The organism is Brevundimonas sp. FV1ye28, from assembly GCF_058681135.1.
The window spans coordinates 536288-561542 of record NZ_CM178731.1 but is presented as its reverse complement, the minus strand read 5'-3'; the positions used below and the strand labels follow the sequence as shown (position 1 = coordinate 561542).

Annotated in this window: 28 protein-coding genes; 5 read left to right on the top strand and 23 right to left on the bottom strand. The window is 66.5% G+C overall.

The window, feature by feature from the left end:
* Positions 1-67 precede the first annotated feature (67 nt).
* Positions 68-355, top strand: coding sequence for an Asp-tRNA(Asn)/Glu-tRNA(Gln) amidotransferase subunit GatC (gatC, locus tag ACW171_RS02805; RefSeq protein ID WP_492095582.1), 288 nt, complete (start codon positions 68-70; stop codon positions 353-355).
* Between the two features lies 1 nt (position 356).
* Complete coding sequence (gatA, locus tag ACW171_RS02800; RefSeq protein ID WP_492095581.1) at positions 357-1835, top strand: Asp-tRNA(Asn)/Glu-tRNA(Gln) amidotransferase subunit GatA; 1479 nt, start codon at positions 357-359, stop codon at positions 1833-1835.
* A gap of 33 nt (positions 1836-1868) precedes the next feature.
* On the opposite strand, the gene ACW171_RS02795 is transcribed toward gatA, so the two are convergent.
* The 3 genes from ACW171_RS02795 to ACW171_RS02785 form a co-directional block, all read right to left on the bottom strand.
* Entirely contained in the window at positions 1869-2600 is a 732-nt protein-coding gene (locus ACW171_RS02795) for an RluA family pseudouridine synthase (protein WP_492095580.1), read from the bottom strand.
* A 195-nt stretch (positions 2601-2795) separates the two neighbouring features.
* On the bottom strand, positions 2796-3236 hold the full coding sequence (locus ACW171_RS02790; RefSeq protein ID WP_492095579.1) for a hypothetical protein: 441 nt from the start codon (positions 3234-3236) through the stop codon (positions 2796-2798).
* Between the two features lie 285 nt (positions 3237-3521).
* Positions 3522-4832 (bottom strand): replication-associated recombination protein A, encoded by a 1311-nt coding sequence (locus ACW171_RS02785; RefSeq protein ID WP_492095578.1) that lies wholly within the window; start codon positions 4830-4832, stop codon positions 3522-3524.
* Between the two features lie 70 nt (positions 4833-4902).
* Between ACW171_RS02785 and ACW171_RS02780 the strand changes: the two genes are divergently transcribed.
* Positions 4903-5322 carry a VOC family protein gene (locus tag ACW171_RS02780; RefSeq protein ID WP_492095577.1) on the top strand — a complete coding sequence of 140 codons (420 nt, stop codon included), beginning with the start codon at positions 4903-4905 and terminating at the stop codon, positions 5320-5322.
* A 4-nt stretch (positions 5323-5326) separates the two neighbouring features.
* On the opposite strand, the gene ACW171_RS02775 is transcribed toward ACW171_RS02780, so the two are convergent.
* From ACW171_RS02775 to ACW171_RS02760, 4 genes are all read right to left on the bottom strand, one after another.
* A complete protein-coding gene (locus ACW171_RS02775; protein WP_492096575.1) occupies positions 5327-6715 on the bottom strand; it encodes a trypsin-like peptidase domain-containing protein in 1389 nt (462 codons plus the stop codon).
* An 86-nt stretch (positions 6716-6801) separates the two neighbouring features.
* Positions 6802-8004, bottom strand: coding sequence for an alkaline phosphatase family protein (locus tag ACW171_RS02770; protein WP_492095576.1), 1203 nt, complete (start codon positions 8002-8004; stop codon positions 6802-6804).
* A gap of 44 nt (positions 8005-8048) precedes the next feature.
* Positions 8049-9245, bottom strand: a complete 1197-nt coding sequence (locus ACW171_RS02765) for a carboxynorspermidine decarboxylase (protein WP_492095575.1) — start codon at positions 9243-9245, stop codon at positions 8049-8051.
* Between the two features lie 8 nt (positions 9246-9253).
* Complete coding sequence (locus ACW171_RS02760; RefSeq protein ID WP_492095574.1) at positions 9254-10459, bottom strand: saccharopine dehydrogenase family protein; 1206 nt, start codon at positions 10457-10459, stop codon at positions 9254-9256.
* Between the two features lie 187 nt (positions 10460-10646).
* Here ACW171_RS02760 and ACW171_RS02755 point away from each other — a divergent pair, with 187 nt between their 5' ends.
* Both ACW171_RS02755 and ACW171_RS02750 read left to right on the top strand, forming a co-directional pair.
* Positions 10647-11588: an ABC transporter ATP-binding protein gene (locus tag ACW171_RS02755; RefSeq protein ID WP_492095573.1), complete on the top strand. Its 942-nt coding sequence runs from the start codon at positions 10647-10649 to the stop codon at positions 11586-11588.
* Positions 11578-12441 (top strand): hypothetical protein, encoded by an 864-nt coding sequence (locus ACW171_RS02750; protein WP_492095572.1) that lies wholly within the window; start codon positions 11578-11580, stop codon positions 12439-12441. Before ACW171_RS02755 ends, ACW171_RS02750 begins: the two co-directional genes overlap by 11 nt.
* Here ACW171_RS02750 and ACW171_RS02745 read toward each other — a convergent pair.
* The 16 genes from ACW171_RS02745 to rpsE all read right to left on the bottom strand — a co-directional run bounded on the left by ACW171_RS02745 (position 12413) and on the right by rpsE (position 25252).
* Positions 12413-13327: a LysR substrate-binding domain-containing protein gene (locus ACW171_RS02745; RefSeq protein WP_492095571.1), complete on the bottom strand. Its 915-nt coding sequence runs from the start codon at positions 13325-13327 to the stop codon at positions 12413-12415. The two genes, ACW171_RS02750 and ACW171_RS02745, sit on opposite strands and share 29 nt — an antisense overlap.
* Positions 13328-13513: 186 nt before the next feature.
* Positions 13514-14167, bottom strand: a complete 654-nt coding sequence (locus tag ACW171_RS02740) for a glutathione S-transferase family protein (protein ID WP_492095570.1) — start codon at positions 14165-14167, stop codon at positions 13514-13516.
* Positions 14168-14288: 121 nt separating this feature from the next.
* Positions 14289-14705 (bottom strand): hypothetical protein, encoded by a 417-nt coding sequence (locus ACW171_RS02735; protein WP_492095569.1) that lies wholly within the window; start codon positions 14703-14705, stop codon positions 14289-14291.
* 337 nt (positions 14706-15042) lie between these two features.
* Positions 15043-15462 carry a 50S ribosomal protein L17 gene (gene rplQ, locus ACW171_RS02730; protein WP_492095568.1) on the bottom strand — a complete coding sequence of 140 codons (420 nt, stop codon included), beginning with the start codon at positions 15460-15462 and terminating at the stop codon, positions 15043-15045.
* A 104-nt stretch (positions 15463-15566) separates the two neighbouring features.
* A complete protein-coding gene (locus ACW171_RS02725; RefSeq protein ID WP_271085891.1) occupies positions 15567-16586 on the bottom strand; it encodes a DNA-directed RNA polymerase subunit alpha in 1020 nt (339 codons plus the stop codon).
* A 90-nt stretch (positions 16587-16676) separates the two neighbouring features.
* Positions 16677-17066, bottom strand: a complete 390-nt coding sequence (gene rpsK, locus ACW171_RS02720; protein WP_008264180.1) for a 30S ribosomal protein S11 — start codon at positions 17064-17066, stop codon at positions 16677-16679.
* A 9-nt stretch (positions 17067-17075) separates the two neighbouring features.
* Entirely contained in the window at positions 17076-17444 is a 369-nt protein-coding gene (rpsM, locus tag ACW171_RS02715) for a 30S ribosomal protein S13 (RefSeq protein ID WP_492095567.1), read from the bottom strand.
* A gap of 126 nt (positions 17445-17570) precedes the next feature.
* Positions 17571-17903: a type II toxin-antitoxin system PemK/MazF family toxin gene (locus ACW171_RS02710; protein ID WP_492095566.1), complete on the bottom strand. Its 333-nt coding sequence runs from the start codon at positions 17901-17903 to the stop codon at positions 17571-17573.
* A complete protein-coding gene (locus tag ACW171_RS02705) occupies positions 17896-18120 on the bottom strand; it encodes a DUF8778 family protein (protein WP_492095565.1) in 225 nt (74 codons plus the stop codon). Before ACW171_RS02705 ends, ACW171_RS02710 begins: the two co-directional genes overlap by 8 nt.
* 42 nt (positions 18121-18162) lie before the next feature.
* A complete protein-coding gene (locus ACW171_RS02700) occupies positions 18163-20625 on the bottom strand; it encodes a zinc-dependent metalloprotease (RefSeq protein ID WP_492095564.1) in 2463 nt (820 codons plus the stop codon).
* A gap of 69 nt (positions 20626-20694) precedes the next feature.
* Positions 20695-21429, bottom strand: a complete 735-nt coding sequence (locus ACW171_RS02695) for a TonB family protein (RefSeq protein WP_492095563.1) — start codon at positions 21427-21429, stop codon at positions 20695-20697.
* Between the two features lie 63 nt (positions 21430-21492).
* Complete coding sequence (locus ACW171_RS02690) at positions 21493-22056, bottom strand: adenylate kinase (RefSeq protein WP_492095562.1); 564 nt, start codon at positions 22054-22056, stop codon at positions 21493-21495.
* Positions 22057-22127: 71 nt separating this feature from the next.
* Entirely contained in the window at positions 22128-23507 is a 1380-nt protein-coding gene (gene secY / locus ACW171_RS02685; protein WP_492095561.1) for a preprotein translocase subunit SecY, read from the bottom strand.
* Positions 23508-23625: 118 nt separating this feature from the next.
* Complete coding sequence (gene rplO, locus ACW171_RS02680) at positions 23626-24219, bottom strand: 50S ribosomal protein L15 (RefSeq protein WP_492095560.1); 594 nt, start codon at positions 24217-24219, stop codon at positions 23626-23628.
* Between the two features lie 223 nt (positions 24220-24442).
* Positions 24443-24631 (bottom strand): 50S ribosomal protein L30, encoded by a 189-nt coding sequence (gene rpmD, locus ACW171_RS02675; RefSeq protein ID WP_492095559.1) that lies wholly within the window; start codon positions 24629-24631, stop codon positions 24443-24445.
* A gap of 3 nt (positions 24632-24634) precedes the next feature.
* On the bottom strand, positions 24635-25252 hold the full coding sequence (gene rpsE, locus ACW171_RS02670) for a 30S ribosomal protein S5 (protein WP_492095558.1): 618 nt from the start codon (positions 25250-25252) through the stop codon (positions 24635-24637).
* Positions 25253-25255 lie beyond the last annotated feature (3 nt).

Sequence of the window (25255 nt, the reverse complement as noted above, 5' to 3'; positions counted from 1 at the left end):
GGTCCTTGTGCGGCGCGGCATGGACGGCTAATCCCGCCGGCTTGCATTGAGACTTTCGGAGGGCCGCATGGCCATCGACGCAGAGACGGTGCGCAAGGTCGCCCACCTCGCCCGCATCAAGACCCCCGACGACCGGCTCGAGCCGCTGGCGGGCGAGCTGAACGGCATCATGGCCTGGATCGACCAGCTCAGCGAAGTCGATGTGGACGGCGTGGAGCCGATGACCTCCAACGTCGCCCAGCCCCTGCGCCTGCGCGAAGACGTCGTCACCGACGGTGCCAAGGTCGAGGCCGTCCTGTCCAACGCGCCGAAGTCCGCCGACGGCTTCTACGTCGTGCCCAAGGTGGTCGAATAGCATGTCCGATCTGACGAAACTGACCCTCAAGGCCGCCGTCGACGGCCTGAAAGCCAAGGCCTTCTCTTCGGAAGAGATCACCCGCGCCTTCGTCTCGAACATCGAGGCCGCCAACCCGACCCTGAACGCCTATGTCGTCACGACGCCCGAGAAGGCGATCGAGATGGCCAAGGCGTCGGATGCGCGAATCGCGGCCGGAACCGCAGGCCCGCTGGAAGGCGCGCCCCTGGGGATCAAGGACCTGTTCTGCACCGAGGGGGTGCAGACGACCGCCGCCTCCAACATGCTGCGCGGCTTCGTCCCGCCGTATGAATCGACCGTCACCGCCAACCTGTGGCGCGACGGAGCGGTCATGCTGGGCAAGCTGAACATGGACGAGTTCGCCATGGGCTCGGCCAACGAGACCTCGGCCTTCGGTCCGGTCGTGAACCCGTGGAAGTCCAAGACCTCCAACGCCGACCTGACCCCGGGCGGATCGTCGGGCGGTTCGGCCTCGGCCGTCGCCGCCGACCTGTGCCTGGCCGCCACCGCGTCCGACACCGGCGGGTCGATCCGCCAGCCCGCCGCCTTCACCGGCACGGTCGGGATCAAGCCGACCTATGGCCGGGCCAGCCGCTACGGCATGGTCGCCTTCGCCTCGTCACTGGATCAGGCCGGGCCGATCACCAAGACGGTCGAGGACGCGGCCCTGATGCTACAGTCCATGTGCAGCTTCGATCTCAAGGATTCGACCAGCCTCGACGTCCCGACGCCCGACTGGTCCGCCTCGGTCGGCAAGTCGGTCAAGGGGCTGCGCATCGGCGTGCCCCATGAATACGTCGTCGAGGGCATGCCCGCCGAGATTCAGGCCCTGTGGGATCAGGGCGTGGCCTGGCTGAAGGACGCGGGCTGCGAGATCGTGCCGATCAGCCTGCCGCACACCAAATACGCCTTGCCGACCTATTATATCGTCGCCCCCGCAGAGGCCTCGTCCAACCTGGCCCGCTACGACGGCATGCGGTTCGGTCACCGGGCCGAAAACACCAAGTCCCTGACCGACCTCTACGAAACCTCGCGCGCCGAGGGCTTCGGCCAGGAGGTCCAGCGTCGCCTGACCATCGGGGCCTATGTGCTGTCGGCAGGGTTCTACGACGCCTATTACGTGAAGGCCCTGAAGGTCCGTCGTCGCATCGCCGAGGACTTCGACAACGTCTGGGGCCAGGTGGATGCGATCCTGACGCCGTCGACCCCGTCGGCCGCCTTCGCCCTGGGCGACAAGCAGATCGACCCGGTGACGATGTATCTGAACGACGTCTTCACGGTCACGGCGAACCTGGCGGGCCTGCCCGGCATTTCGGTGCCTGCGGGTGTCGATTCCAACGGCCTGCCTCTGGGGCTGCAGGTGATCGGCAAGGCGCTGGACGAGGCGACCGTGCTGCAAGTCGGCGCGGCGCTGGAACAGGCCGCGGGCGGCGTCGGCAAGGCGGACCGCTGGTGGTGAGGTGATCCTTCCGGCCTCCCAAAGGCGGAAGGATCAGAGTTTCAGTCCCATCGCCTCGGCCAGGGCGCGGAAGTCCTCGGGCGGCTCGGCGGTGATCGTGCGTTCGCCGCCGTCGGGGTGCGGGAAGCTGAGCGACACGGCATGCAGCATCAGACGGGGCGCACCTCGCCCCGCTGCGGTCAGGGCTCCGCCATAGCGGACGTCCCCGACCAGAGGCCGTCCGATATGGGCCATGTGGACGCGCAGCTGGTGCATGCGGCCGGTGAAGGGCTGGAGTTCGACCAGGGCGCCGTCCTCGCTGGAGGACAGGGTGCGGTAGCGGCTGCGGGACCCCTGCGCGCCTTTCGCGTCGAAGGCGGCGACCCGCATATAGCTTTCGCGGCCGATCTCCTGACGCAGGAGCGGGACGTTGATGTCGCCGCTGGCGGGCTCGGGCGCCGCGGAGACCAGGGCGAGATAGGTCTTGGTCAGCTTGTGCGCCTGGATCGCCTTGCCGAGGAAGCCGGCGGCAGGCTTGGTCTTGGCGGCCAGGATGACGCCCGACGTGTCGCGGTCCAGCCGGTGCACGAGGTCCGGCCGCTTGCCGTTCGAGCGGGCGAAGGCCCACAGCAGATCGTCTAGGGTGTGCGCCTGGATACGGCCGCCCTGGCTGGAGAGGCCAGCGGGCTTGGCGAAGGCGATCGTCGAGGCGTCCTCGTGGATGACCCACGAGCGGACGGCGGCGATCTCTTCGGGCGACAGGGTGGCGGGGATGCGGTCGGACACCGCCGATCCTTAGCGGGCCGGCGCCGCGACGTCAGCAGCGATGATGCGTGGCAGGTGACGGGCAGCAGCGGCATTGGACTCGGGCAGACCGAGTCCAGAGAGTCCAACTATTGAGATTCCATGCGCGCAGTCATCGACAACCGATTGATTGCATTGCGCATTAACTCGTCGCGCAGACCCTGGCCCTTTTGGACTCTAGCGCAGCACACCTCGCTTGCGCATGGCCCAGGCGTACCAGAGCAGAAGAGCGGCGATGACGGCGATGATCCAGGGCATGACCTTCATCGCGGCCATCTCGGGCGGCAGGCCCGGCATGGGGTTCATCAGGCCGAAGCCCAGGCTGACCACGGCGCCGAACACGGACAGGGCGAAGGCGTGGACCGCCCATTTCATGCGCAGCAGCAACAGGACCGAGCCCGCGATGGCGCCCCATACGCCCAGGGTCCAGGGCACATACATCCAGGTCGGCATGGCCAGGAAATAGTCGATCATGGGCTGGGTCATGCCCGAGGCGCGCATATAGGTCTCGCCCTGGGTGTTGGTCATGATGAAGTCGTAGGCGCCGAAGCCATTCCACAGCAGGCTCAGAACCCCGACCAGCCACAGGTGCCAGGGCGTCGTCTTTCCGTCAGCCATCATCCCCTCCCAAGGATCGGTTGAACGGCGAAGCTAGGACGGTCGTGGATGGCGAACAATGAACGGTGATCAGTCAGCGATTGCGTCCTTCCCTCTTTTCGTCATCCTCCGGCGGAGCGAAGCGGAGACCGGGGGACGCAGCGGCGCGCGTGAGCGCGAACATGCCGCGCACACAGACCATTCCGACATCCTGCCTGAACAGATCGCCTTCGGCGCCGCTGCGTCCCCCGGTCTGCGCCGCGAAGACGCGGCTTGCCGGAGGATGACGGAGAGAGAGAGAGAGAGTCAGTCGCCTTTCGCGGCGATCTCCGCCCGCATCGCGGCCCAGTGCTTGAGGCGGGCCTTGATCTTCTCCTCATGGCCCTCGCCTTTTGGCGCGTAGAATGTGCGGCGTTCCATCTCGTCGGGGAAGAAATTGGCCCCGGAAAAGCCGGTCTCGGTCGAGGGGTCGTACTGGTAGCCCTTGCCGTATCCGAGCTGTTTCATGAGCTTGGTCGGGGCGTTGCGGATGTGGGCTGGCGGCATCAGGGAGCCGGTCTCGGCCGCCGCCTTCTTCGCCGCCTTGTAGGCCTCGTAGACGGCGACCGACTTTGGTGCGGTGGCGAGGTGGACCACGGCCTGGGCCAGGGCCAGTTCGCCCTCGGGGCTGCCCAGGAAGTCGTAGGTGTCCTTGGCCGCATTGGCGACGAGGATCGAAAGCGGGTCCGCTTCGCCGATGTCCTCGACCGCCATCCGCACGATCCGGCGCGCCAGGTAGAGGGGATCCTCGCCGCCGTTGAGCATGCGCGCCAGCCAGTAGAGGGCCGCGTCGGGGTCGGAGCCTCGCACCGATTTATGCAGCGCGGATATGAGGTTGTAGTGCTCTTCTCTATTCTTGTCGTAGGCGGGCGCGCGGCGTTGCAGGGCGCCGGCCAGGGCCTGGACATCGAGAACCGGTTCGGACGGCAGAGCAAACAGGGTCTCGGCCATGGTCAGCAGATAGCGGCCGTCGCCGTCGGCCAGGGCGGTCAGGGCGTGGCGGGCTTCGGGGGTCAGCGGCAGGGTCTGACCCTCCTGCGCCTCGGCCCGCGTCAACAGTTGATTCAGTGCGTCGTCGTCGAGCCGCTTCAGCACGAAGACCTGGCTGCGCGACAGGAGGGCGCCGTTCAGTTCGAACGAAGGGTTTTCCGTCGTGGCGCCGACGAGGGTGATCACCCCCTCCTCCACGAACGGCAGGAAGCCGTCCTGCTGGGCGCGGTTGAAGCGGTGGATTTCGTCGACGAACAGCAGGGTCGACTGGCCGGCGGCGCGGCGGACGCGGGCCTGTTCGAAGGCCTTCTTCAGGTCGGCGACGCCGGAGAAGACGGCCGAAATCTGCTGGTACTGATAGCCGGCGGCCTTGGCGAGCAGACGGGCGATGGTGGTCTTTCCGGTGCCGGGCGGGCCCCACAGGATCATGGAACCCAGACGGCCCGCCTCGACCATCCGTCGGATCGGCCCGCCCTCGCCCAGCAGGTGATCCTGGCCCACGACCTCGTCCAGCGTGGCCGGGCGCAGGCGGTCCGCCAGCGGCGCGTCGGGAGGATGGATGCCGGAGGCTTCGAACAGGTCGGTCATGAACGGTCAGATGTAGGCGTTCGCAACGCCGATTTCACGCGTTAGAGTGGCGGTGAACCGAGGAGATGACATGGAACAGGTCGACGCCCCTCCGCCGCTCACTGGAGTGACCCCCTATCTCAGCATCGCCTCGCGGGGCGGTCAGGCCGCGGTCGAGCTCTATTCCCGCGCCTTTGGAGCCGTCGAGGTGCGGCGCATGCTGGCCGACGACGGCGAGCGGCTGATCCACTCCCACCTGCGCATCAACGGTTGCAGCATCATGCTGTCTGACGAATTTCCCGAATACGGCATGGACGTCGATGTCGTGCCGAAGAGCGTCACCCTGCATCTGCAGGTCGACGACGCCGACGAATGGTGGGCCCGAGCCATTACCGCAGGCTGCGTGCCGCTGCAGCCCCTGGCGGACCAGTTCTGGGGCGACCGCTATGGTCAGCTGAAGGATCCGTTCGGCCATTGCTGGTCGATCGGATCGCCGATCAAGGGCGTCTGACCCGCTAACCGACGGTGCCTCTGAGCTGGCGACCGTTCCTCTGGATGGTCAGTTGAGCCCTGCCGTTCAGGCCGCGCAACAAGGCCACAGAAGCCGGGCGGTTGTTGATCGCCCCGATCAGGTCGCCTTCACGCAGTCCCCAGGTCGCCGCCCGGCCCGTAACGCCTGTGACGATGGGGATGGCCGCGAACGGGTCGTTGGCCAGGGCGTCGGCTTCCGCCGGGCTGGCGGCGGCGATGCGCAGACCGGCCAAGGGTCCCTGAGCGATGGTGACCGATGGTCCTCGCTGTGCCTCCCCTGGCAGCGGCTGGACCCGGGCATTGAGGGTCTGGGTGCGACCGTCTCGAAGGACGCTGATCGCAACCGCCTCATTGGGGTCTTTCGTGCCGACCCGGAAGTTGAGACCCGCTTGGTCGTTGACCTCGGCGCCGTCGATGGCGGTGATGACGTCGCCCTGGCGCAGGCCGGCGCGATCGCCGGGGCCACCGTCGTAGAGGTCGGTGACGATCAGGCCTTGGGGTCGTGCGAGGCCGAGAGAACGGGCGATGTCCGATGAGACGGTGTCGCCCTTCACCCCCAGCCAGGGCCGCACGACGCTGGTCGCGCCGCCCAGAGCCGAATCTATGACCCGCTTCACCATCGAGGCGGGCACGGCGAAGCCGACGCCTGCCGACGAGCCCGACCGGGAGAAGATGGCGGTGTTGATGCCGATCAGGTCGCCGTCCATGTCGACCAACGGCCCGCCGGAGTTGCCCGGGTTGATGGCCGCATCGGTCTGGATGAAGGAGCCGCTGTCGGAAATGCCGGTCTCGGTCCGGTTCAGGGCCGAGATGATGCCGTTGGTCACGGTCTGGCCCACGCCAAACGGATTGCCGATGGCCAGGACCAGGTCGCCGACCTCCTGTTCCTCGCGGTCGTCGATGGCGAGGACGGGCAGTTGCTCGGTCACGCCCTGGAGCCGAAGCACGGCGATGTCGGAGCGCTCATCGGCCAGGATGACTTCGGCCGGGTATTCGCGTCGGTCGTTGAGGACGACGCGGATCTGCTGGGCGCCCTGGATGACGTGGTTGTTGGTGACGACGATGCCGTCGGAGCGGACGATGACGCCCGAGCCTGCGGATTCCGCGACCCGCTGCTGGGGCATGCCACCGCCGAAGAACTGGAAGAAGGGATCGGCCTGGACCCGCTGGATCGAACGAGCGGAGATGTTGACCACGGCGGGGGCCGCCTCGCGCACCACCGGGGAGAAGCTCTGCTTCATCGAGGTGGCGTCGGTCGGGGTCTGGCGGTCGGTGGGCTCGGCGAAGACGCCGTCCTGGGCCTTGGTGGAGTTGGGGTTGCCGCAGGCGGCCAGCGTCAGGCCCGCCGCGAGGGCGATCATCGAGGTCTTCATGGCAGTCCGCAGGTCAGTCATCGTCAGACCCTATATCTGTACCGCTTTCGGGCCGGATCAAGGCGTGGGCCGATGCGCCGCAGGGATCAGGGGCGCATGGCCGGCAGGGTGTCCTCGGCGCGTCCGTCGCCGGCCGGGACCACGATGCCCAGCAGACGCCCCAGCAGGGGCTGGACGTCGACGCTGTCCACCTCGGTTAGGACGGCGCCGGGCGCGATCCCGGGGCCTGCGGCAATGAACAGGGCGCGCATCTCGGGCGTATCGTTGTCGTAGCCGTGGGCACCGCCCGATCGGGTCACCTCTCGCGCCCGGGTGGCGAACAGCCAGCCGACGTCGGCCATGCAGACGATGGACGATACGCGTGGGTTGGAGCCCAGGACCAGGCGAGCCGGAATGTTCGCCCGTGTCCAGCATTCGCCGTGCGGGTGGCGCTTGATCAGGGCGGCCTCGACCTCGGCCTCGCGTCCCGGGGCGGCGTCCAGATAGACGACCGAGCCCGCGTAGACGATCCGGAGCGCCGTCGTGTCGACCAGGTCGTCGAGGTAGGTGACGCGATCCGGCGAGGTCGCCGCCATGCCGTGATCGGCGACGATGACGAAGGTCGTCTGGTCGAACAGGTCGCGATCCTTAAGGCCCTGAACCAGGCCGGCCAGTTGCTGGTCCACCGCCGCGACCGCCGCCGTTGTCTCCGGCGCATCCGGACCGTTGCGATGTCCGGCCGTGTCGACCGTGTCGAAATACAGGGTGACGAAGTCGGGCCGCTGATCGTCCGCGTTGTCGAGCCAGGTCAGGACCTGCCCGACGCGATCCTCGCCGGTCACCGTCTGGTCGAACGGGCGGAAATAGGTGGGCCGTACGCCGGCGATCGCGGTCTCCGAGCCCGGCCAGAACATGGTGGCGGTCACGAGCCCCGCCTTTTCCGCCGTGATCCAGATCGGCTCGGCCTGGTTCCAGAAGCCGGGCTCTTTCGACTGCATGGTGAAGCGGCCGAGTTCGGCGTCGTTGAAGCTGTTGCCGACGATGCCGTGGTGGTCGGGGTGGAGGCCCGTGACCAGGGTGTAGTGGTTAGGGAAGGTCACGCTGGGGAACGACGGCCGCATCGACGCCGTCGCGCCCTCGGCCGCCAAGGCCGACAGCGTCGGAGTCACCCCCCGCTCCAGATAGTCCGGCCGGAAGCCGTCGATGGAGATGAGGATCGTCACCGGGCGCTTGGGATCGGCCGGGCTCTGGGCGAGCGCGGCCGTGGCGGAGGCGAACAGGGCGAGACAGGCAAACAGGATACGGGTCATGCCCGCCTGCCTAATCCCGCTCCACGACGTCAATGCGACGATGCTCAGGATAGACGGTCGCGGAAGGCGTCGTAGTCGAACTCTCGCACGATCTTCAGCGCGTCGGTCTCGGAGTTCCACAGGGCGATAGCCGGCAGGGGGACGCCGTTGAAGGTGTTGGTCTTCACCATCGAATAGTGGGCCTGATCCAGGAAGGCGATGCGGGTTCCGGCCGTCGGCGGCGTCTCGAAGACGTAGTCGCCGATGATGTCGCCGGCCAGGCAGGATGGGCCGCCGAGACGGTAGGCCGTGCCTTCGGTTCCCTCGCCCAGCATGGCCGGACGGTAGGGCGCCTCGATCACATCGGGCATGTGGCAGGTGGCCGAGATGTCGGTGATGGCGATCGGCAAGCTGTTCTGGAAGGTGTCCAGCACCTCTCCGACGAGGATGCCGGCGTCGAGCGCGATGGCCTCGCCCGGCTCGATATAGACCTCGACCCCGTGGCGGTCGGCGATGGTCTTCAGGAAGGCGGACAGGCCATCGCGATCATAGTCGGCGCGGGTGACGTGATGGCCACCGCCGAAGTTGATCCATTTCAGGCTGGGCAGCAGGGGCGCCAGCTTGGGCTCGATCGCGCCCCAGACGCGCTCCAGCGGGTCGAAGCCCTGTTCGCACAGGGCGTGCATGTGCAGGCCGTCGACGCCCTCCAGATGCTCCGGCTGCAGCTGAGACACCGGGAAGCCCAGACGCGAACCGAACTGGCAGGGATCGTATTTGGCGACCTCGGCCTCGGAGTGTTCCGGGTTGAGGCGAAGACCGATGTCGAACACCGCGCCCTCGGCGCGAGCCTCGGCGATCAGTTCGGCGAAGCGCGCGACCTGGGTCGGGGTGTTGAAGATCACGCTGTCCGAAATCCGCAGGATCTCGGGCAGGTCTTCCGGCTTGTAGGCCGGGGAATAGGTGGTCAGGTGACCCTTGTAGAACTCACGGGCCAACCGCGCCTCCCACAGGCCGGAGGCGCAGACGCCGTCGAGGTATTCCCCGACGACATCGGCCAGGGACCACATCGAAAAGGCCTTGAGCGCCAGCAGGACCCGCGCGCCGCCACGTTCTCCCACGTCCTTCAGGACGCCGAGGTTGCGGCGGATCGCCATCTCGTCGACCACGAAGGCGGGCGACGGGACGCGGTTCAGGTCGAAGCGGGCGAAGGTGCCCGGGCCGCCCGCCTTTGTTTCCATGGCGGCCGTGGGAGTGTGCGACATGGCTACGATCAGAAGGCCAGCGGAGCTTTCAGCTCCTCGACCGTCCAGGGCAGGCCGTGCTTGTTCAGCATGTCCATGAAGGGATCGGGATCCAGCTGCTCCATGTTGAACACGCCCGCGCCCTTCCAAACGCCGGTCACCATCAGGGCCGCGCCGATCATGGCCGGGACGCCGGTGGTGTAGCTGACGGCCTGATTGCCGGTCTCGGCATAGGCCTCTTCGTGGTCGCAGATGTTCTTGACGTAGACCGTCTTCTGGACGCCGTCCTTCAGGCCGGTGGCGATGGTCCCGATGTTGGTCTTGCCCTTGGTCAGCGGACCGAGCGACGACGGCTCGGGCAACAGGACCTTCAGCAGTTCGATCGGGATGATCTCGCGGCCCTGGAACTGGATCGGCTCGATCGACAGCATGCCGACATTGCCCAGCACGTCGAGGTGCTTGAGGTAGGAGTCGCCGAAGGTCATCCAGAAGCGGATGCGCTTGATTTCAGGATAGAATTTGGCCAGCGACTCCAGTTCCTCATGGTACATGAGGTACATGTTCTTCTCGCCGACGGCCTCGAAGTCGAACACCTGTTTGTTGGTCAGGGCCGGGCCCTCGATCCACTCGCCGTTCTCAAGGTGACGCGACGGGGCGGTCACTTCGCGCAGGTTGATCTCGGGGTTGAAATTGGTCGCGAACGGCAGGCCGGTGTCGCCGCCGTTGCAGTCCAGGATGTCGAGCGTCTCGATGGTGTCGAGCTGGTGCTTCTTGGTCCAGGTGGTGAAGACCGAGGTCACGCCGGGGTCGAAGCCCGAACCCAGCAGGGCCATCAGACCGGCGTCCTTGAAGCGGTCCTGATAGGCCCACTGCCACTTGTATTCGAACTTGGCCTCGTCGCGAGGCTCGTAGTTGGCGGTGTCCAGATAGTTCACGCCCGCCGCCAGACAGGCGTCCATGATGTTCAGGTCCTGGTACGGCAGGGCCAGGTTGACCACGAGGACGGGCTTGACCTGGTTGATCAGGGCGGTGGTCGCGGCCACGTCGTCGGCGTCGATGGCCGCCGTGTCGATGGTCACGCCGGTGCGTTCCTTCACCGAGGCGGCGATGGCGTCGCACTTGGACTTGGTCCGCGAGGCCAGGGTGATGTGCGAGAAGATGTCGGCGTTCATCGCCATCTTGTGGACGGCCACGGAACCCACGCCGCCTGCTCCGATCACCAGAACCTTGCTCATCTTCGCCACTCCTGAAGTCGTCTATCGCGTAACACTGCGCCACGGGGCGCTCTGGAGCGGGTCCTCTATACGAGGATGGCACCCGTCGTAACCGTCGATTGCCTCTATTTTACGTCGCGGCGAACCTGTCGGAAGCTTAATCCTCGCCCGCTTGCTCGCGGAACGCGAGCGCGCCATGGTCCGGTCCATGAACGCTGTCATCGAGACCCGCAATCTGACCAAGACCTATGGGGCCGTGCGCGCCCTGGACGGCTTGAGCCTGTCGATCCCGCGCGGCGGGGTCTACGGCGTGCTGGGCCCCAATGGGGCCGGCAAGTCGACCCTATTCCGCATCCTGCTCGGCCTGATCCGGCCTTCAGACGGCGAGGCCGTGGTCATGGGCGGGCAGATCGGCGACGTCGCCGCCTCGCGCCGCATGGGCTCGATGATCGAGACGCCGCGCTTTCCGCCCTTCATGACCGCACGTCAGGTGCTGGTCTGGCTGTCGGCGGCCCACGGGCTGAAGCCCGACGCGGCTCGCGTCGCCGGTTGGCTGGAGCGGGTCGGCCTGACCGAGGCGGGCGATCGCAGGGTGCGTGGTTTCTCGGTCGGCATGCTGCAACGGCTGGGCGTCGCCGCCGCCCTGATCACCGAACCCGAACTGGTCATCCTGGATGAACCGACCAGCGGCATGGATCCGCCCGGCATCCAGGAGATGCGCGCCCTGATCCGGTCGCTGTCCGAAAAGGACGGCATCACCGTCATCCTGGCCAGCCACCAGTTGCTCGAGGTCCAGCGCGTCTGCGACCGCGTCGCCATCATGAACCGGGGCAAGCTGGTCCGCGAAGGCCTCGTCAGCGAGTTGACCGCCTCCGGCGAGCGTCTGCGACTGTCGGTGACGCCGATCTCGAAGACGCTGGAGATCATATCCGGTCTGCCCGGCGCGTCCGGCGTGCTGGAAGGCGACGCCGTGATGGCGACCCTGCCCCGCGCCGAGGTTCCCGCCCTGGTGCGTGCCCTCGTTCAGGGCGGTGTCGACGTCGACGAGGCCCGCTGGATCGGCGCCGATCTGGAGAGCGTCTTCATGTCCGAGACCGGCTCCGTGCAGCACCCGGAGAGTATCATTCAGGAGGTTGGCCATGCTGGCTGATTCCGTCCTCTCGGAACTCTATCGCCTGTCGCGCAACCGCATGGCCGTCTTCTGGTCGGCGCTGTTCGTGCCCTTGCTGTTCGTGGTCGGCGGCATCGCCTTCCACCTGATCACCAAGTCCAAGGTCGCGGAGCTGACCGGTGATCTGGCGCCCGGCGCGGCCGCTTCGCTCGGGGCCACCAATCTAGTGCAGGATCTGGTGCAGGCCGCCGGCATCGCGGCCAACGGCGCCGTCCTGGTCTTCATGCTGATCGGCGCGGCCACCCTCTATGCCGGCGACTATCGCTGGGAGACGTGGCGGCTGATCAGCGCGCGCAACAGCCGGCTCAACCTGATCCTCGGCAAGGTCGGCGCCTTCAAGGTGCTGACCCTCGTGGCCATGGTCGTCTTCGTGATCGCGGGTCTGGTCTTCTCGCTGAGCGGCGCCCTGATCAACGGCGGCGAGATCACCTTCAGCCTCGACGGGGGCGATGCGGGTGATTTCGGCCTGCTGTTCCTGCTCGGCTACGTCCGCATCATCCAGTACGCGATGATCGCCCTGCTGGCGGCTGTCTTCACCCGGTCGTTGCTGGCCGCCCTGTTCGTCCCGGTCGTGCTCGGCTTCGCCCAGAGCCTGCTGGGTGGACCCGGCATCGCGATCCTGCAGTGGGACCCGACGAGTTGGCAGTCCATCCTGCTGATGCCGGGCCTGGCCTTCGACGCCTTGAAGGCCATGATCACGGCCGGTGCCGGCGCTACCCCCACGCCCGAAGGCCTGATGCTCAAGGCGATCATCAGCCTGGCCCTATGGTTGCTGGTGCCGCTGATCGCCGCCGTCGCCTGGTTCAACCGCCAGGACCTGTCGAAGGAATAGGCGGTGACGGACTGACCGACCCTTCCGCGACCAGCCAGTCGCGGAAGGCGTCGACCGAGGCGTCGGGCCGCCCCTCCGGCCTCAGGAAGACGAATCTCGACGGCCGCTCGGCGAAGCCGAAGGGCGCGACCAGACGCCCTGCCTGAATGTCCGGCGCGACGAAGGCCCAGGGCACGATGGCTACACCCATCCCTGCGGCTGCGGCCTCGATCATGGAGTTGTTGTGCTGGAACTCGCGCGACTGGGTCTCCGGCAGCCGGATTCCGACGAGTTCGCTCCACACCGTCCAGCTCTCGCGGAAGGTCGAGGCGTGCAGGCGCGGCAGCCGGCCCATGGCCTCGATCGTGATGCCGAGCGGGGTCACCGCCGGCGCGCCCACCGGCCCCTGATACTGGGCCAGGAAGGGCGTGATCTCCTGGCGCGCAGCCCCCTGCCCCGGATTGAAGATGCGGATCGCGCCATCGACCGCACTGCGGGCGAAATCGGCAGGGGCGTAGGACTCGGAGACCTTGACCCGGATTTCGGGGTGCAGGGCCATGAAGCCCGGCAGGCGCGGGATCAGCCATTTCAGCGCGAAGGTGCCGAGGCAGGAAATCTCGATCTCGCGTCTTTCGTCGCGCCGAGCCGTCTCGACGGCGTCGGAGATGGCGGTGAAGGCGCTGGTCAGGCGAGCGACGAGGTCGGCACCGGCCGGTGTCAGGGCCAGCCGATGCCGAGGACCGACGACCAGGGCGACGCCGAGATGATCCTGCAAGGCCGCGACCTGACGGCTGACCGCGCCGTGGGTGACGCACAGCTCGGCGGCAGCGGCCGTCATGCCGCCGTGACGCGCGAAGGCCTCGAAGGCGCGCAGGGCGTTGAGCGGCGGCGGGGCGGCGGACTTCATGTGACCTCAGCTCACAGACTGCCGCCGGTTTAATCGATTTCGGCCCAGAGGCAATTCCGCTTCAAACTGGCCGATGCCGCTGTTCGACAAAGACCCGCCTCCGCCGCGCCGAACCCTCTGGGATCGCGTCGCCTATGTTCTCGCAGCCGTCCTGATCTGGGCCGCCGTCTTCTACTGCGCCCTGAACTAATCCTCAGCCGGTGCGCCGAGCGGGAAGTAGTCGCGGTAGGGCCGCGCCTCATCCATCGCACGCGCATAGGAGGGCCGGGCCAGGAGGCGGCGGCGATAGGCCCAGAGGTGGACGTGCGCCTTGGGGATGGCATGGGTCCAGTGGGCGTAGAGCAGGCCCGGCGCAGCGCCGCAGTCCGCCAGGGTGAAGACCTCGCCCGCCGCCCAGGTCCGGTCGGCCATGACATCGTCGAGCCAGGCATAGGCCGTTTCCAGCTTGGTCCGCGCCTCCTGATCGATCAGGGGGTCGCGATGGTCTTCGGGGCGCAGGGCATTGTAGATGATGCGCTGCTGGTTCGACTGGATGTGGTTGTCGAACACCCGGTCCATGAAGCGCGTCTCCAGCGCCAGATCCGGGTCGGTCGGGATCATCGGCGTGGTGGGCGAGATCTGGTCCAGCCGCTCGATGATGATCGAGGCCTCGGCGAAGCGACGCTCGCCGTCCCTCAGCACCGGGAACTGGCCGAAGGGCCACAGGGCCTTGAGTTCGGCCATCGCGCCCTCGCCCTCCAGCATCCGCCGCTCGAACGGCAGGTCCTTCTCATAGAAGGCGACGATGGCCTTCTGGCAGTAGGAGGAGAAGGGATGGCTGTAGAGGATCAGGTCGGTCAAAGGCGCTTTTCAATCCAGACGTTGCAGCGCGTATAGAGGGTGGGCTGGCGGACAGGTCGAAAAAGCGAAACTGTCGGCACAGGCAATGGCATGGGTTGCCCGATCGAGGACTCTTCAGAACTCAAGAGCCTGCTCCTGCTAACGACAGCAGGTCGATCCCGGCACGTTTAAGGATCACGACCAAGCCAATGAGCATGAGAGTGTAAATCGCGTTCGCGGTGATCGACTGCCATATCGTTCGCCAAGCAGAACCTTTGAGAGCGTCTTCGACAATCGCAGGCTTCGCATCACTCACGGCCCCCTCAGCAAACTGAGCCAGCACTCCAGCCGCTTGGGCTTCAAAGACGTCCCGCATTTGGGTCGTATAGGCATCGACGTAGGCCTGGACTTCGGCTGGCTTCGGAGCACGCCCCCGATCAGCCTCAAACTGCCTTATCCATTCGCGCTTTGCGCTCTTGTACAGGCCGTATGCGATGTATCCTTGGACGGTGTTTGAGCTACCATCCACGAGACGCTCGTACATCGCATTGTAGGGCATCTATTTTTTGCTGCTCGGCTGTGCCGGCGGGCTTTGCAATGCCTTGGAAATAGCTTCATTCGCCCGCCCGGACGCACGCATATATGCTCCGCTCGACATCACAGTAGCTGAGAACCGCCCGCTGGACGCGTTTCTGAATGTTTTACCGGGTCGGTCATCAGCTTTTCCCGAAACGACGAACACCTGTTTGGACATCTAGACTCTCCTGAACAGAAGGTAGTGCTTTCACGCCGTGAGGCCAAGCCGATGTTGAGCATTGGGTCAAATGCCTAACACAAGCAAAAGGGCGACCCGATCGCTCGGGCCGCCCTTCATATAGTCAGTGGTGCGTCGAAGCTTACGCTTCGTCGTCGCCCTCGACGGCGTAGACCGGACCGGAGTCCAGGCCCTTGGCGCCAGCGTCGCGATCGACGAACTCGATCACGGCCATGGGGGCGTTGTCGCCGTGGCGATAGCCGGCCCGCATGATGCGGATGTAGCCACCGTTACGTTCGGCGTAGCGCGGGCCGATCGTTTCGAACAGCTTGCCGACCTGGGTCACGTCACGGACGTGGCTGATGGCCTGACGACGGGCGTGCAGATCGCCCTTCTTGCCGAGGGTGACCAGCTTTTCGACGAAGGGGCGAAGCTCCTTGGCCTTGGGCAGGGTGGTCGTGATCTGCTCATGCTTGATCAGCGACGCAGCCATGTTGGCGAACATGGCGGTCCGGTGGGCGCTGGTGCGTCCGAGCTTGCGGTGGGCGGCGCCGTGGCGCATCGGGGTCTCTCCTACTCGGCCCGGGTTTCCCTCTTCAGGGACCTTTGACCGTATTCATTCTAACCGCTCCTATGACCAACACTGGCCGGGGCGGAGGGTTGAAACTAGATCTGGTCGTCGAACTTCTTGGCCAGGTCTTCGATGTTTTCCGGGGGCCAGTTCGGCACGTCCATGCCGAGCGACAGACCCATGGAGGTCAGCACTTCCTTGATTTCGTTCAGCGACTTGCGGCCGAAGTTCGGGGTGCGGAGCATCTCGCCTTCGGTCTTCTGGATCAGGTCGCCGATGTAGACGATGTTGTCGTTCTTCAGGCAGTTGGCCGAGCGGACCGACAGTTCCAGTTCGTCGACCTTCTTGAGCAGGGCCGGGTTGAACGGCAGATCGGGCTTGCCGTCCGTCGCCTCAACAGCCTTCTTCGGCTCGTCGAAGGTGATGAAGATCTGCAGCTGGTCTTGCAGGATGCGCGAGGCGTAGGCCACTGCGTCAACCGGCGAGACGGCGCCGTTGGTTTCGACTTCCAGCACCAGCTTGTCGTAGTCCAGCGATTGACCCTGACGGGTCGGCTCGACGCGATAGGCGACGCGCTTGACCGGCGAATACAGGGCGTCGACGGCGATCAGGCCGATCGGGGCGTCTTCCGGACGGTTGAACTCCGAAGCGACATAGCCCTTGCCGTTCTGGACGGTCAGCTCCATGCGGATCGAAGCGCCGTCATCCAGGGTGCAGATGACATGGTTCGGGTTCAGCACCTCGATGTCCGAAGGGACGTCGATCTGGCCGGCGGTGACCGGGCCGGGGCCGGTGGCCTTCAGCGTCATGCGCTTGGGGCCCTCGGCGTGCATGCGCAGCGCGAGTTGCTTGATGTTGAGCACGATGTCGACGACGTCCTCACGCACGCCTTCCAGCGACGAGAATTCGTGCACGACGCCGTCGATCTGGATGGCGGTGACGGCCGCGCCTTGCAGCGACGACAGAAGCACGCGGCGCAGGGCGTTGCCGAGAGTCACGCCGAAACCGCGTTCCAGAGGCTCGGCCACCAGACGGGCCTTGCGTTGGGCGTCCGAGCCGAGCTCGATCTGCGGCTTCTCGGGACGAATCAGTTCTTGCCAGTTTCGTTCGATCATGGGTGTCCCTCGAATGGAGTTCGCCGGCCCCTCGCGACCTCGTCAGGTGCGTACAGGGCCGGCGTGAGATGGGGAGGCGTAGTCGGTCGCTTAGACGCGGCGGCGCTTGGGCGGACGGCAGCCGTTGTGCGGCATGGGCGTCACGTCGCGGATGGTGGTGATGGTCAGGCCGACCGACTGCAGAGCGCGCAGAGCCGACTCACGGCCGGAACCCGGACCCGAGACGTTGACTTCCAGCGTCTTGACGCCGTGTTCCTGGGCCTTCTTGCCCGCGTCTTCGGCAGCCATCTGGGCGGCGTAAGGGGTCGATTTACGCGAACCCTTGAAGCCCATGTGACCGGCCGACGACCAGGAAATCGCGTTCCCTTGAGCGTCGGTGATGGTCACCATCGTGTTGTTGAACGAAGCATTCACGTGGGCGACGCCCGAGGTGATGTTCTTGCGCTCGCGCTTCTTTACGCGACCCGGTTCCTTGGCCATGTGTCTGTCTTACTTCTTCTTGCCGGCGATCGGCTTGGCGGGACCCTTGCGGGTGCGGGCGTTCGTATGGGTGCGCTGGCCGCGGACCGGCAGGCCCTTGCGGTGACGCAGGCCGCGGTAGCAGGCCAGGTCCATCAGACGCTTGATGTTCATCGACACTTCGCGGCGCAGGTCGCCCTCGACGGTGTGATCCTTGTCGATCGTCTCGCGGATCTGCAGGACTTCGGCGTCCGTCAGTTGGTTCACGCGGCGGGCCGGCTCGATGCCGACCTTTTCGGTGATTTCCTTGGCCGACGCAGGGCCGATGCCATGAATGTACTGAAGCGCGATTTCAACGCGCTTGTTGGTCGGAATGTTGACGCCAGCAATACGGGCCACGTAGCTCTCCAGATGCGCGTTGACAGACGCAGAAACCGCTCCGGTCAACAGACCAGGAGCGTGCGCGTCTTTCGCGGAAGCCGGCCTTATACAGGTGATTCAGTTTGCGTCAACGCCTGACGTTGGTCAGAGGGACAACTGGACCCGAATGGCGCGGTCCACTGCGGCCATGTCCCGTTCGGCCAACGTCCCCGCCCGACGTCCCAGACGGAGTTTCGAGGCCGTGAATATCTGATCGGCCATGGCCTTACTCGTCTGCCCGCCGATCGTGACCAGGGCTTCAGCAACATAGACGCGATCAATGTTGCTCGTCAGAGGGATGACTTGCACACGGTTCAGGCCCCGATTGGCTGCATCATTGCTGACGATCACCGCTGGGCGGGTCTTTTTGATCTCGCCCCCGATCGACGGGTCGAAGGAGACCCACCAGACTTCGCCTCGCCTCGGAAACTCAGCCATTGACCGGCAGATCGCCGATCAGGGCCTCGGACCATTCGTCGGCTTCCGCCTCACGCATACCGTCGGCCGCCATCTGCCGATACTGCTCCTCAAGGCCTTGGTCGCTGACCAGGGGACGCACCAGATCGTTGACGAACCGACTGATACGGCCCGGCCCAACCTGGCTGTGCAGCCCTGCATAGACGTCGTCATCGATAGTGATCGTGAGCTTCTTCATGGCGTCATCATACGTGTTTTTACACGTATCAGCAACGGACCCTCAGCAGTGCCAGCAGGTCTCCGCGCCGATCGGGCTGCCCGGCGGCGTCGGGGTCTCGATCCGGTTCGCCTCAAGCAACTGGTCCAGACGCTCGCGATCGCGGATCAGCGCCGCCAGCCAGTGGTCATGAGCCCGCTGCACCGGATCGGCGGCGCGTGACGACGCCAGTCGGCCCGCCAGCGTCGTCAGCCGATCGCCGACCACGGCGGCCGTCGTGCCGGAGACGGCGGATGAGCGCGTCAGTCCGGCCAGGGTCAGGACCGTGCGCGCCTGTACCCGGCGCGCGGGCTCGGCGAGGCGCCCCCCGGCAGGCCTGAAGGCGGTGGCGATCACGGTGTCGATCGTCTCGCCGAGGCCCAGGGCGGAAGCATCTCGGCGGTCGGCATCGGCGAGCCGCTCGACGCGCCGGGGAGCGAACAGGGCCGAAAGGGTCGTGTCGGCGGCGACCTCGACGGCGCTGCCCGGATCGAAGACCTGGCCCTGACGCGTGGCGAAGACCTCGATGTCGTGCTGCGGATCGCCGTCGCCGGACTGCTGTGCGGCCAGCAGGTTCAGCAGAGGTTCGGGCAGGTCGAGCGCGGCCGGGTCCAGCGTGGTCATCAGCGCCGCCAGGGCCGCGCGCTGGGTCGCTGCGGGCACCGGCGTCGCCGCCTCATGCCCGTCCCCCAGGACCGGATAGCCATAGTCGATCCCGCCGACCAGCTTGGAAACCGCGTCCACCTGATAGCGATGGTACAGATAGATGGGCACGAGGCGGCGACGCAGGTCGTTGACGGCCGAGCCACGCGGCAGGTTCTGTAGCCCGAAACGATCGAGCGCGACGCGGCGGACCTGCATCAGGTGATTCAGTTCGGCGACCGGATCCGAGCCATTGTCCCACAAACTGCCCCAGGGCTGGGCGTCGCCCCCGACGCGAGCGTCGCCGTCGGAGACGAACCTCAGCCGCGCCGCGCCCTCGCCCGCCCGCCGATCAAGCTCCGCCTGGGGGACGTCGGCATAGAGCCAGTCGATGGCGAACCGGTCCCAGTCGCCCATCCCCACGGCATAGGCGTCGTCGAACCTCAGCGCGTCGCCGTCCACCGCGATCCGGGGCACGGGATAGTCCATCACCGAGGCTCGATCCTGGGTCGAGGCGGCGAAGTTGTGGAGCAGACCGATGGCGTGACCGACCTCGTGCGCCGACAACTGGCGGATGCGGGCCAGGGCGATCTGTTGCGGATCGTTCGGGCCGCCTATCCCGGTCTGGTCGGCGCCCACCAGGCCCTCGAAGATCAGCATGTCCTGCCGGATGCGCAGACTGCCGAGCAGGACCGAGCCCTTCACGATCTCGCCCGTGCGCGGGTCGACGACGCTCTGGCCATAGGACCAGCTGCGCGTCGCCCGGTTGACCCAGTTGATCACATTGTAGCGGGCATCCAGCGGATCGGCGCCCTCGGGCAGGACCTCGACCCGGAAGGCGTCGATGTATCCCGCACGATCGAAGGCGTCGGCCCACCACATCGCCCCCTCGACCAGGGCTGTGCGGATCGGCTCGGGCGCGGCGCGATCGACGTGGAAGACGATCGGCTCGACGACGGTCGACCGCGCCGCCGTCGGGTCGGTCTTCACCAGACGGAAGCGGTTGGCGAGCCGGCTGACGATGGGCTGGTCCAGCGGCGCGGAGAAGTCGGTGATCAGGGTGCTGATGGCGCCGGTGCGCGGGTCGTAGGGCCGTGGCGCGAACCCGGCGTCCGGCAGGCGAATGAAGCTGTGGTGGACGGTAAAGGTCGCCAGCCGCGCATCCGGTGCGATCTGGCGGATCACCGGGCCGGGGCCATCGACGGAAAAGGTCAGGCGACCCTCCAGTTCGATGTTGTCCGGGAAGGCCCTGGCTTGCGAGGCGTCGACCATGGTGAGGTCGGCCACAGGCCGCAGCGTCCCCTGCCCTGCCTGCGCCAGGCTCTGGACGATGCCGTGGGCGTCGCGGGTGATGAAGCCGGAGATATCGACCAGCACCGAACCGTCGGGCGCCGTGGCCACGACATCGCCCGCCCAGACCGTGGAGACGACGAAGGCGTCGCGGGCCGCCGCCTGTTCATCCGCGGATCCCGCCGGGGCGCGATAGCGGGGGTTCTCGAACTCGGCCACGATCCGTTTGCCGATGCGGCGGAAGGCCAGAATGTTGGCAGGCCCGATCTGGGCGCGGTCGAGCCCGGTCACCGCCGAGCCGACACCGGTGCGCAGCGCCGTGTGATGAATGACGCGGGCCAGGGTGCCGTCAGCGGCGGGCGCGGGCAGTTGCAGCAGGACCTTGCCGGAGGTCGCGTCGCTGAACAGGGTCAGAAGGCCGTCCTGGCGCGTCAGGCCGGAGACGGTGTCGGCATAGGAGGCGGGCTCCTGAGCCGTCGCCGCAGCGGGCGCCAGGCTGCTCATGGTCAGAGCCAGGGCGATCGCTGTCGCCGTTCCGCCGAACCTGAAAGTCATTGACGCCCCCTAAGCAAATCTGCGCCCCATCTGGGGGTGATTGCCCGGCCGCTGTCAAACCGGTCCGGGCTACTGCCGTCCGAAGTTCACCCCGACCGTCATTCGTCCGCCCTCGACGACCCGGCCCGCACCATTCGTGCCGGGACGAACGCGGAAATAGGTCTCGGCCACACGGACGGCCGCCGCGCCGAATCCGTATCCCCCGGGGGATTCTTCCACGATCCGACAGGCCTCCAGGCGGGTGTCCGCCCGCACGACGCAGTTGACGGCGGCTCGACCCGCTCGTCGCGCGCGTCGCGCCTCCGGAGGCACCAGACCCAGAATGTCGTCGCTAGAGGCACCGCGCAGGATCATCGGTCTCGATCCGGACCCCGGACCATCCCCCTCTCCCACTCCGGAACCGACGCCGGTTCCCTGGCCGCCCTGGCCGAGACCGGCATTCAGGCTGGCTGTCGGCGAGGCCCCGACAATCAGCGCGGGCTCGGGTGCCGGCGTGGGCGGGGCCACGGGCAGTTCAGGCGGTCGCTCGGGAGGGGTCGGCGGCACATGCACCCGCGACGGCGCGGCGGGCGCGCCCCCGCCCGGATCGTCCTGGGCAGGTTCCGGCGGCGGCGGGGGTGGCGGGGGCTCCATGACGGGGCGGAACAGCTCGACATCGATCGGCTCCAGCAGGGGGATGTCGATCACCCGGGCCTGCTGCAGGCCGACAGCCGCGAACACCCCGACGTGCGCCAGCGCCACCACGGCGATGATGCTGGCGCTACGCAGGCGGCGTGACCGCGAGGATGCAGAATGAGGGTCCACGAGCGCTTCTACCATGCCCGGCTGAACGCCCGGGACCGGCAAACGCTCAGCGGTCGTTCAGGTTCAGGCGTCGAGCGCCGCGTCGATGGCCGTGGCGACGGTCTCGATCGACCCCATGCCGTCGACCTCGGTCAGCAGCCCCTTGTCGCCATAGTAGGGCAGCAGGGGTGCGGTGTTGCGATTGTAGGCCTCAAGCCGGACCTTGAAGCTTTCCGGATTGTCGTCCGGGCGGCCCTGGTCGGCATAGCGTTTGGCGACCCGTTCCAGCAGTTGGGTGTCGTCGACCTTGAGGCGGACGACGTGGTCGATCTTCTTGCCCAGCTTGGCCAGCATGGTGTCGAGCGCCTCGGCCTGACCGAGGGTGCGGGGGAAGCCGTCGAAGATGGCACCGCCGGCGTCCTCGGCCTCTTTCAGGCGGGCTTCGATCAGGGCGATGACGATGTCATCGGCGATCAGGCCGCCTTCGGACATGATGGCCTGGCATTGCTTGCCCAGCTCGGAGCCCGAGGCGATGGCCTCGCGCAGCATGTCGCCGGTCGACAGCTGGACCATGCCGCGCTGCTCGACCAGCCGCTTGGCCTGGGTGCCCTTGCCGGCCGCGGGGGGCCCGAACAGGATCAGATTCATGCTCAGGCCTCCCCAGACCGTTATTCAGTTCGGGCTCAAGTCGCGCGACGCGCGATAGCCCACCAAGGATGTTAGCGGCGAACGGGCGCGGGTGCGCCGCGACCGCCACGACCACGCAGCTTGGCCTTCTTGATCAGGCCTTCGTACTGGTGAGCCAGCAGTTGCGACTGGATCTGCGCGACCGTGTCCATGGTCACCGACACGACGATCAGGATCGAGGTGCCGCCGAAGTAGAGGCTGTTGCCCATCTGGGCGACCATCAGCTCCGGCAGAAGGCAGACGGCGGTGATGTAGGCGGCGCCGATCACGGTCAGGCGGGTCAGGACATAGTCCAGATATTCCGCCGTGCGCTTGCCCGGACGGATGCCCGGCAGGAAGCCGCCGTACTTCCTCAGGTTCTCGGCCGTGTCCTCCGGGTTGAAGGTGATCGAGGTGTAGAAGAAGCAGAAGAAGATGATCAGGGCGGCATAGAGCGCCATGAACAGCGGCTGCCCGTGGGTCAGCTGGGCTGTCACGAGCGGCAGCCAGCTCATCCAGGCCGGAAGATCGGCGGTCGCCGTCATCTGTGCGACCGTGGTCGGCAGAAGCAGAAGCGACGAGGCGAAGATCGGCGGGATGACCCCGGCGGTGTTCACCTTCAGCGGCAGGAACGAGCGTTCGCCGCCGGCCATCCGGTTGCCTTCCTGGCGCTTCGGATACTGGATCAGCAGACGACGCTGAGCCCGTTCCATGAAGACGATGAAGACGACGGTCGCGACGGCCAGGACGGCCAGGAACAGAAGGGCGAAGGCCGACATCTGACCCTGCTGGGCCAGACCCAGCATCCGGGCGATCGTGCCTGGCAGTACCGCGACGATACCGGCGAAAATGATCAGCGAGATGCCGTTGCCGACGCCTCGCGCCGTCACCTGCTCACCCAGCCACATCAGGAACATGGTGCCGCCCGTCAGGGAGACGACCGTGGTGGCGATGAAGAAGACGCCGGGCTCGTCGATCAGGCCGGGCTGGGCGTTGAGGCCCGCCGCGATGCCGAACGACTGCGCCAGAGCCAGGAACACCGTCAGGTAACGGGTGTACTGGTTAAGCTGCTTGCGGCCGCTTTCGCCGCCTTCCTTCTTCAGCTTCTCCCAGGGCGGATACACGCTGCCCATCAGTTGCACGATGATCGAGGCCGAGATGTAGGGCGTCACGTTCAGCGCGAAGACGGCCATCCGTTCCACGGCGCCGCCCGAGAACATGTTGAACATGTCCAGGACGCCGCGCTGTCCGTCCGGGTCCTGGAAGAACTGCAGGAAGGCGGCGGAGTTGATGCCCGGAATCGGCACATAGGTGCCAATGCGATAGACGAGAAGCGCGCCAAGCGTGAACAGCAGACGCTTGTGAAGCTCGGTCGCTTTCGCGAACGAGCCCATGTTCATATTGGCGGCGAGTTGTTCGGCGGCCGAAGCCATATGTCGTTACCCCGACTTGTCAGTACGCGGCGCCCGATCCGTGTTCCGAATCCGACGCCTTCGTCCAGATAGGCGAAGGGCGGCCCCTTAGCGAGACCGCCCCTCAAGCTTTATTGGATTAGGCCTTGGCGGCGGTACGGGTCGTGCGGGCCGAGATCTTGTTGGCGTCGCCACGGGGAGCCTTGGCAGCGGGGACCTTGCCCTTGGCGGCATTGCGCTTCTCGACGCGCGCAGCAGCCTTGGCTTCGGCTTCGATGCGCTGTTCGACGACCGAGCCGCCGGCGGCTTCGATGGCCTTCTTGGCGCCGGCCGTGGCCGACCAGACGACCAGCGTCAGGGCGGACTTCAGCTCGCCGGTGCCCAGCAGACGGACGCCGTCCTTGACACGACGGATCACGCCGGCGGCGACCAGGGCGTCGCCCTTGATCTCACCCTTGGCGTCCAGCTTGCTGGCGTCGATGGCGTCCTGCAGGCGCCACAGGTTCACTTCGGCCAGCTTCAGCGCGTTCGGGTTGTTGAAGCCGCGCTTAGGCATACGCATGTAGAGCGGCATCTGGCCGCCCTCGAAGCCGCCGATGGCGACGCCCGAACGCGACTTCTGACCCTTGACGCCGCGACCGGCGGTCTTGCCCTTGCCCGAACCCGGGCCGCGGCCGACGCGCATACGCTTCTTGTGGGCGCCTTCGTTGTCGCGAATTTCGTTCAGTTTCATGTGCCTGATCCTTTCGGGTGCTAGCGCCCGCTGAGAACAGCGGACTCGGCTGGTTAATTGTCCTTCTCCCCTCGGGGGAGAAGGTGGCTCGCGGAGCGAGACGGATGAGGGGGCTCGATCCGCGGTCGCCCTATACGACAATGAGGGAGTCTGCATCAAGCAGCCCCCTCATCCGGCCCTTACGGGCCACCTTCTCCCCCGAGAGGGAGAAGGGTCAGGCCTCTTACTTCTCGACGATCTCGGTCAGGTGGGCGACCTTGGCGATCATCCCGCGAACCGAGGGGGTGTCTTCCAGCGTGGACTCGCGGCCCATGCGGTTCAGACCCAGGCCCACCAGGGTGGCGCGCTGGTCGTTCTTGCGGCGGATCGGCGAACCGGTCTGCTTGACGATGAGGGTTTTCTTCTCAGCCATGACTTAGGACTCCACGACTTCGGCATCGACCGGAGCCGAGGCGCCGTCGTTGCGGCGGCCCATCAGGTCGGAGACCTTCTTGCCACGCTTCGAAGCGACCTGGCGCGGCGAGGACTGGACTTTCAGCGCCTCGAACGTCGCACGGATCATGTTGTAGGGGTTCGACGAACCGGTGGACTTGGCCACGACGTCCTGGACGCCGAGGGTTTCCAGCACGGCGCGCATCGGACCGCCCGCGATCACGCCGGTTCCCGGAGGGGCAGCGCGGACCATGATCTTGCCGGCGCCCCAACGGCCGTTGCCGTCGTGGTGCAGGGTGCGGTTCTCACGCAGGGGAACGCGGATCATCGTCTTCTTGGCTTCTTCGGTCGCCTTGCGGATGGCTTCCGGCACTTCGCGCGCCTTGCCGTGACCGAAACCGACGCGACCCTTGCCGTCACCGACGACCATCAGGGCTGCGAAGGAGAAGCGACGGCCGCCTTTGACGGTAGCCGCGACGCGGTTGATGTGGACCAGCTTTTCGACGATGTCCGAATCCGGACCATCGGCGACGGGGCCGTTGCGATTGTCGCGACGATTGCGGTCGTTGCCGCCGCCGCCACGCTGAGGGGCTTGTGCCATCTG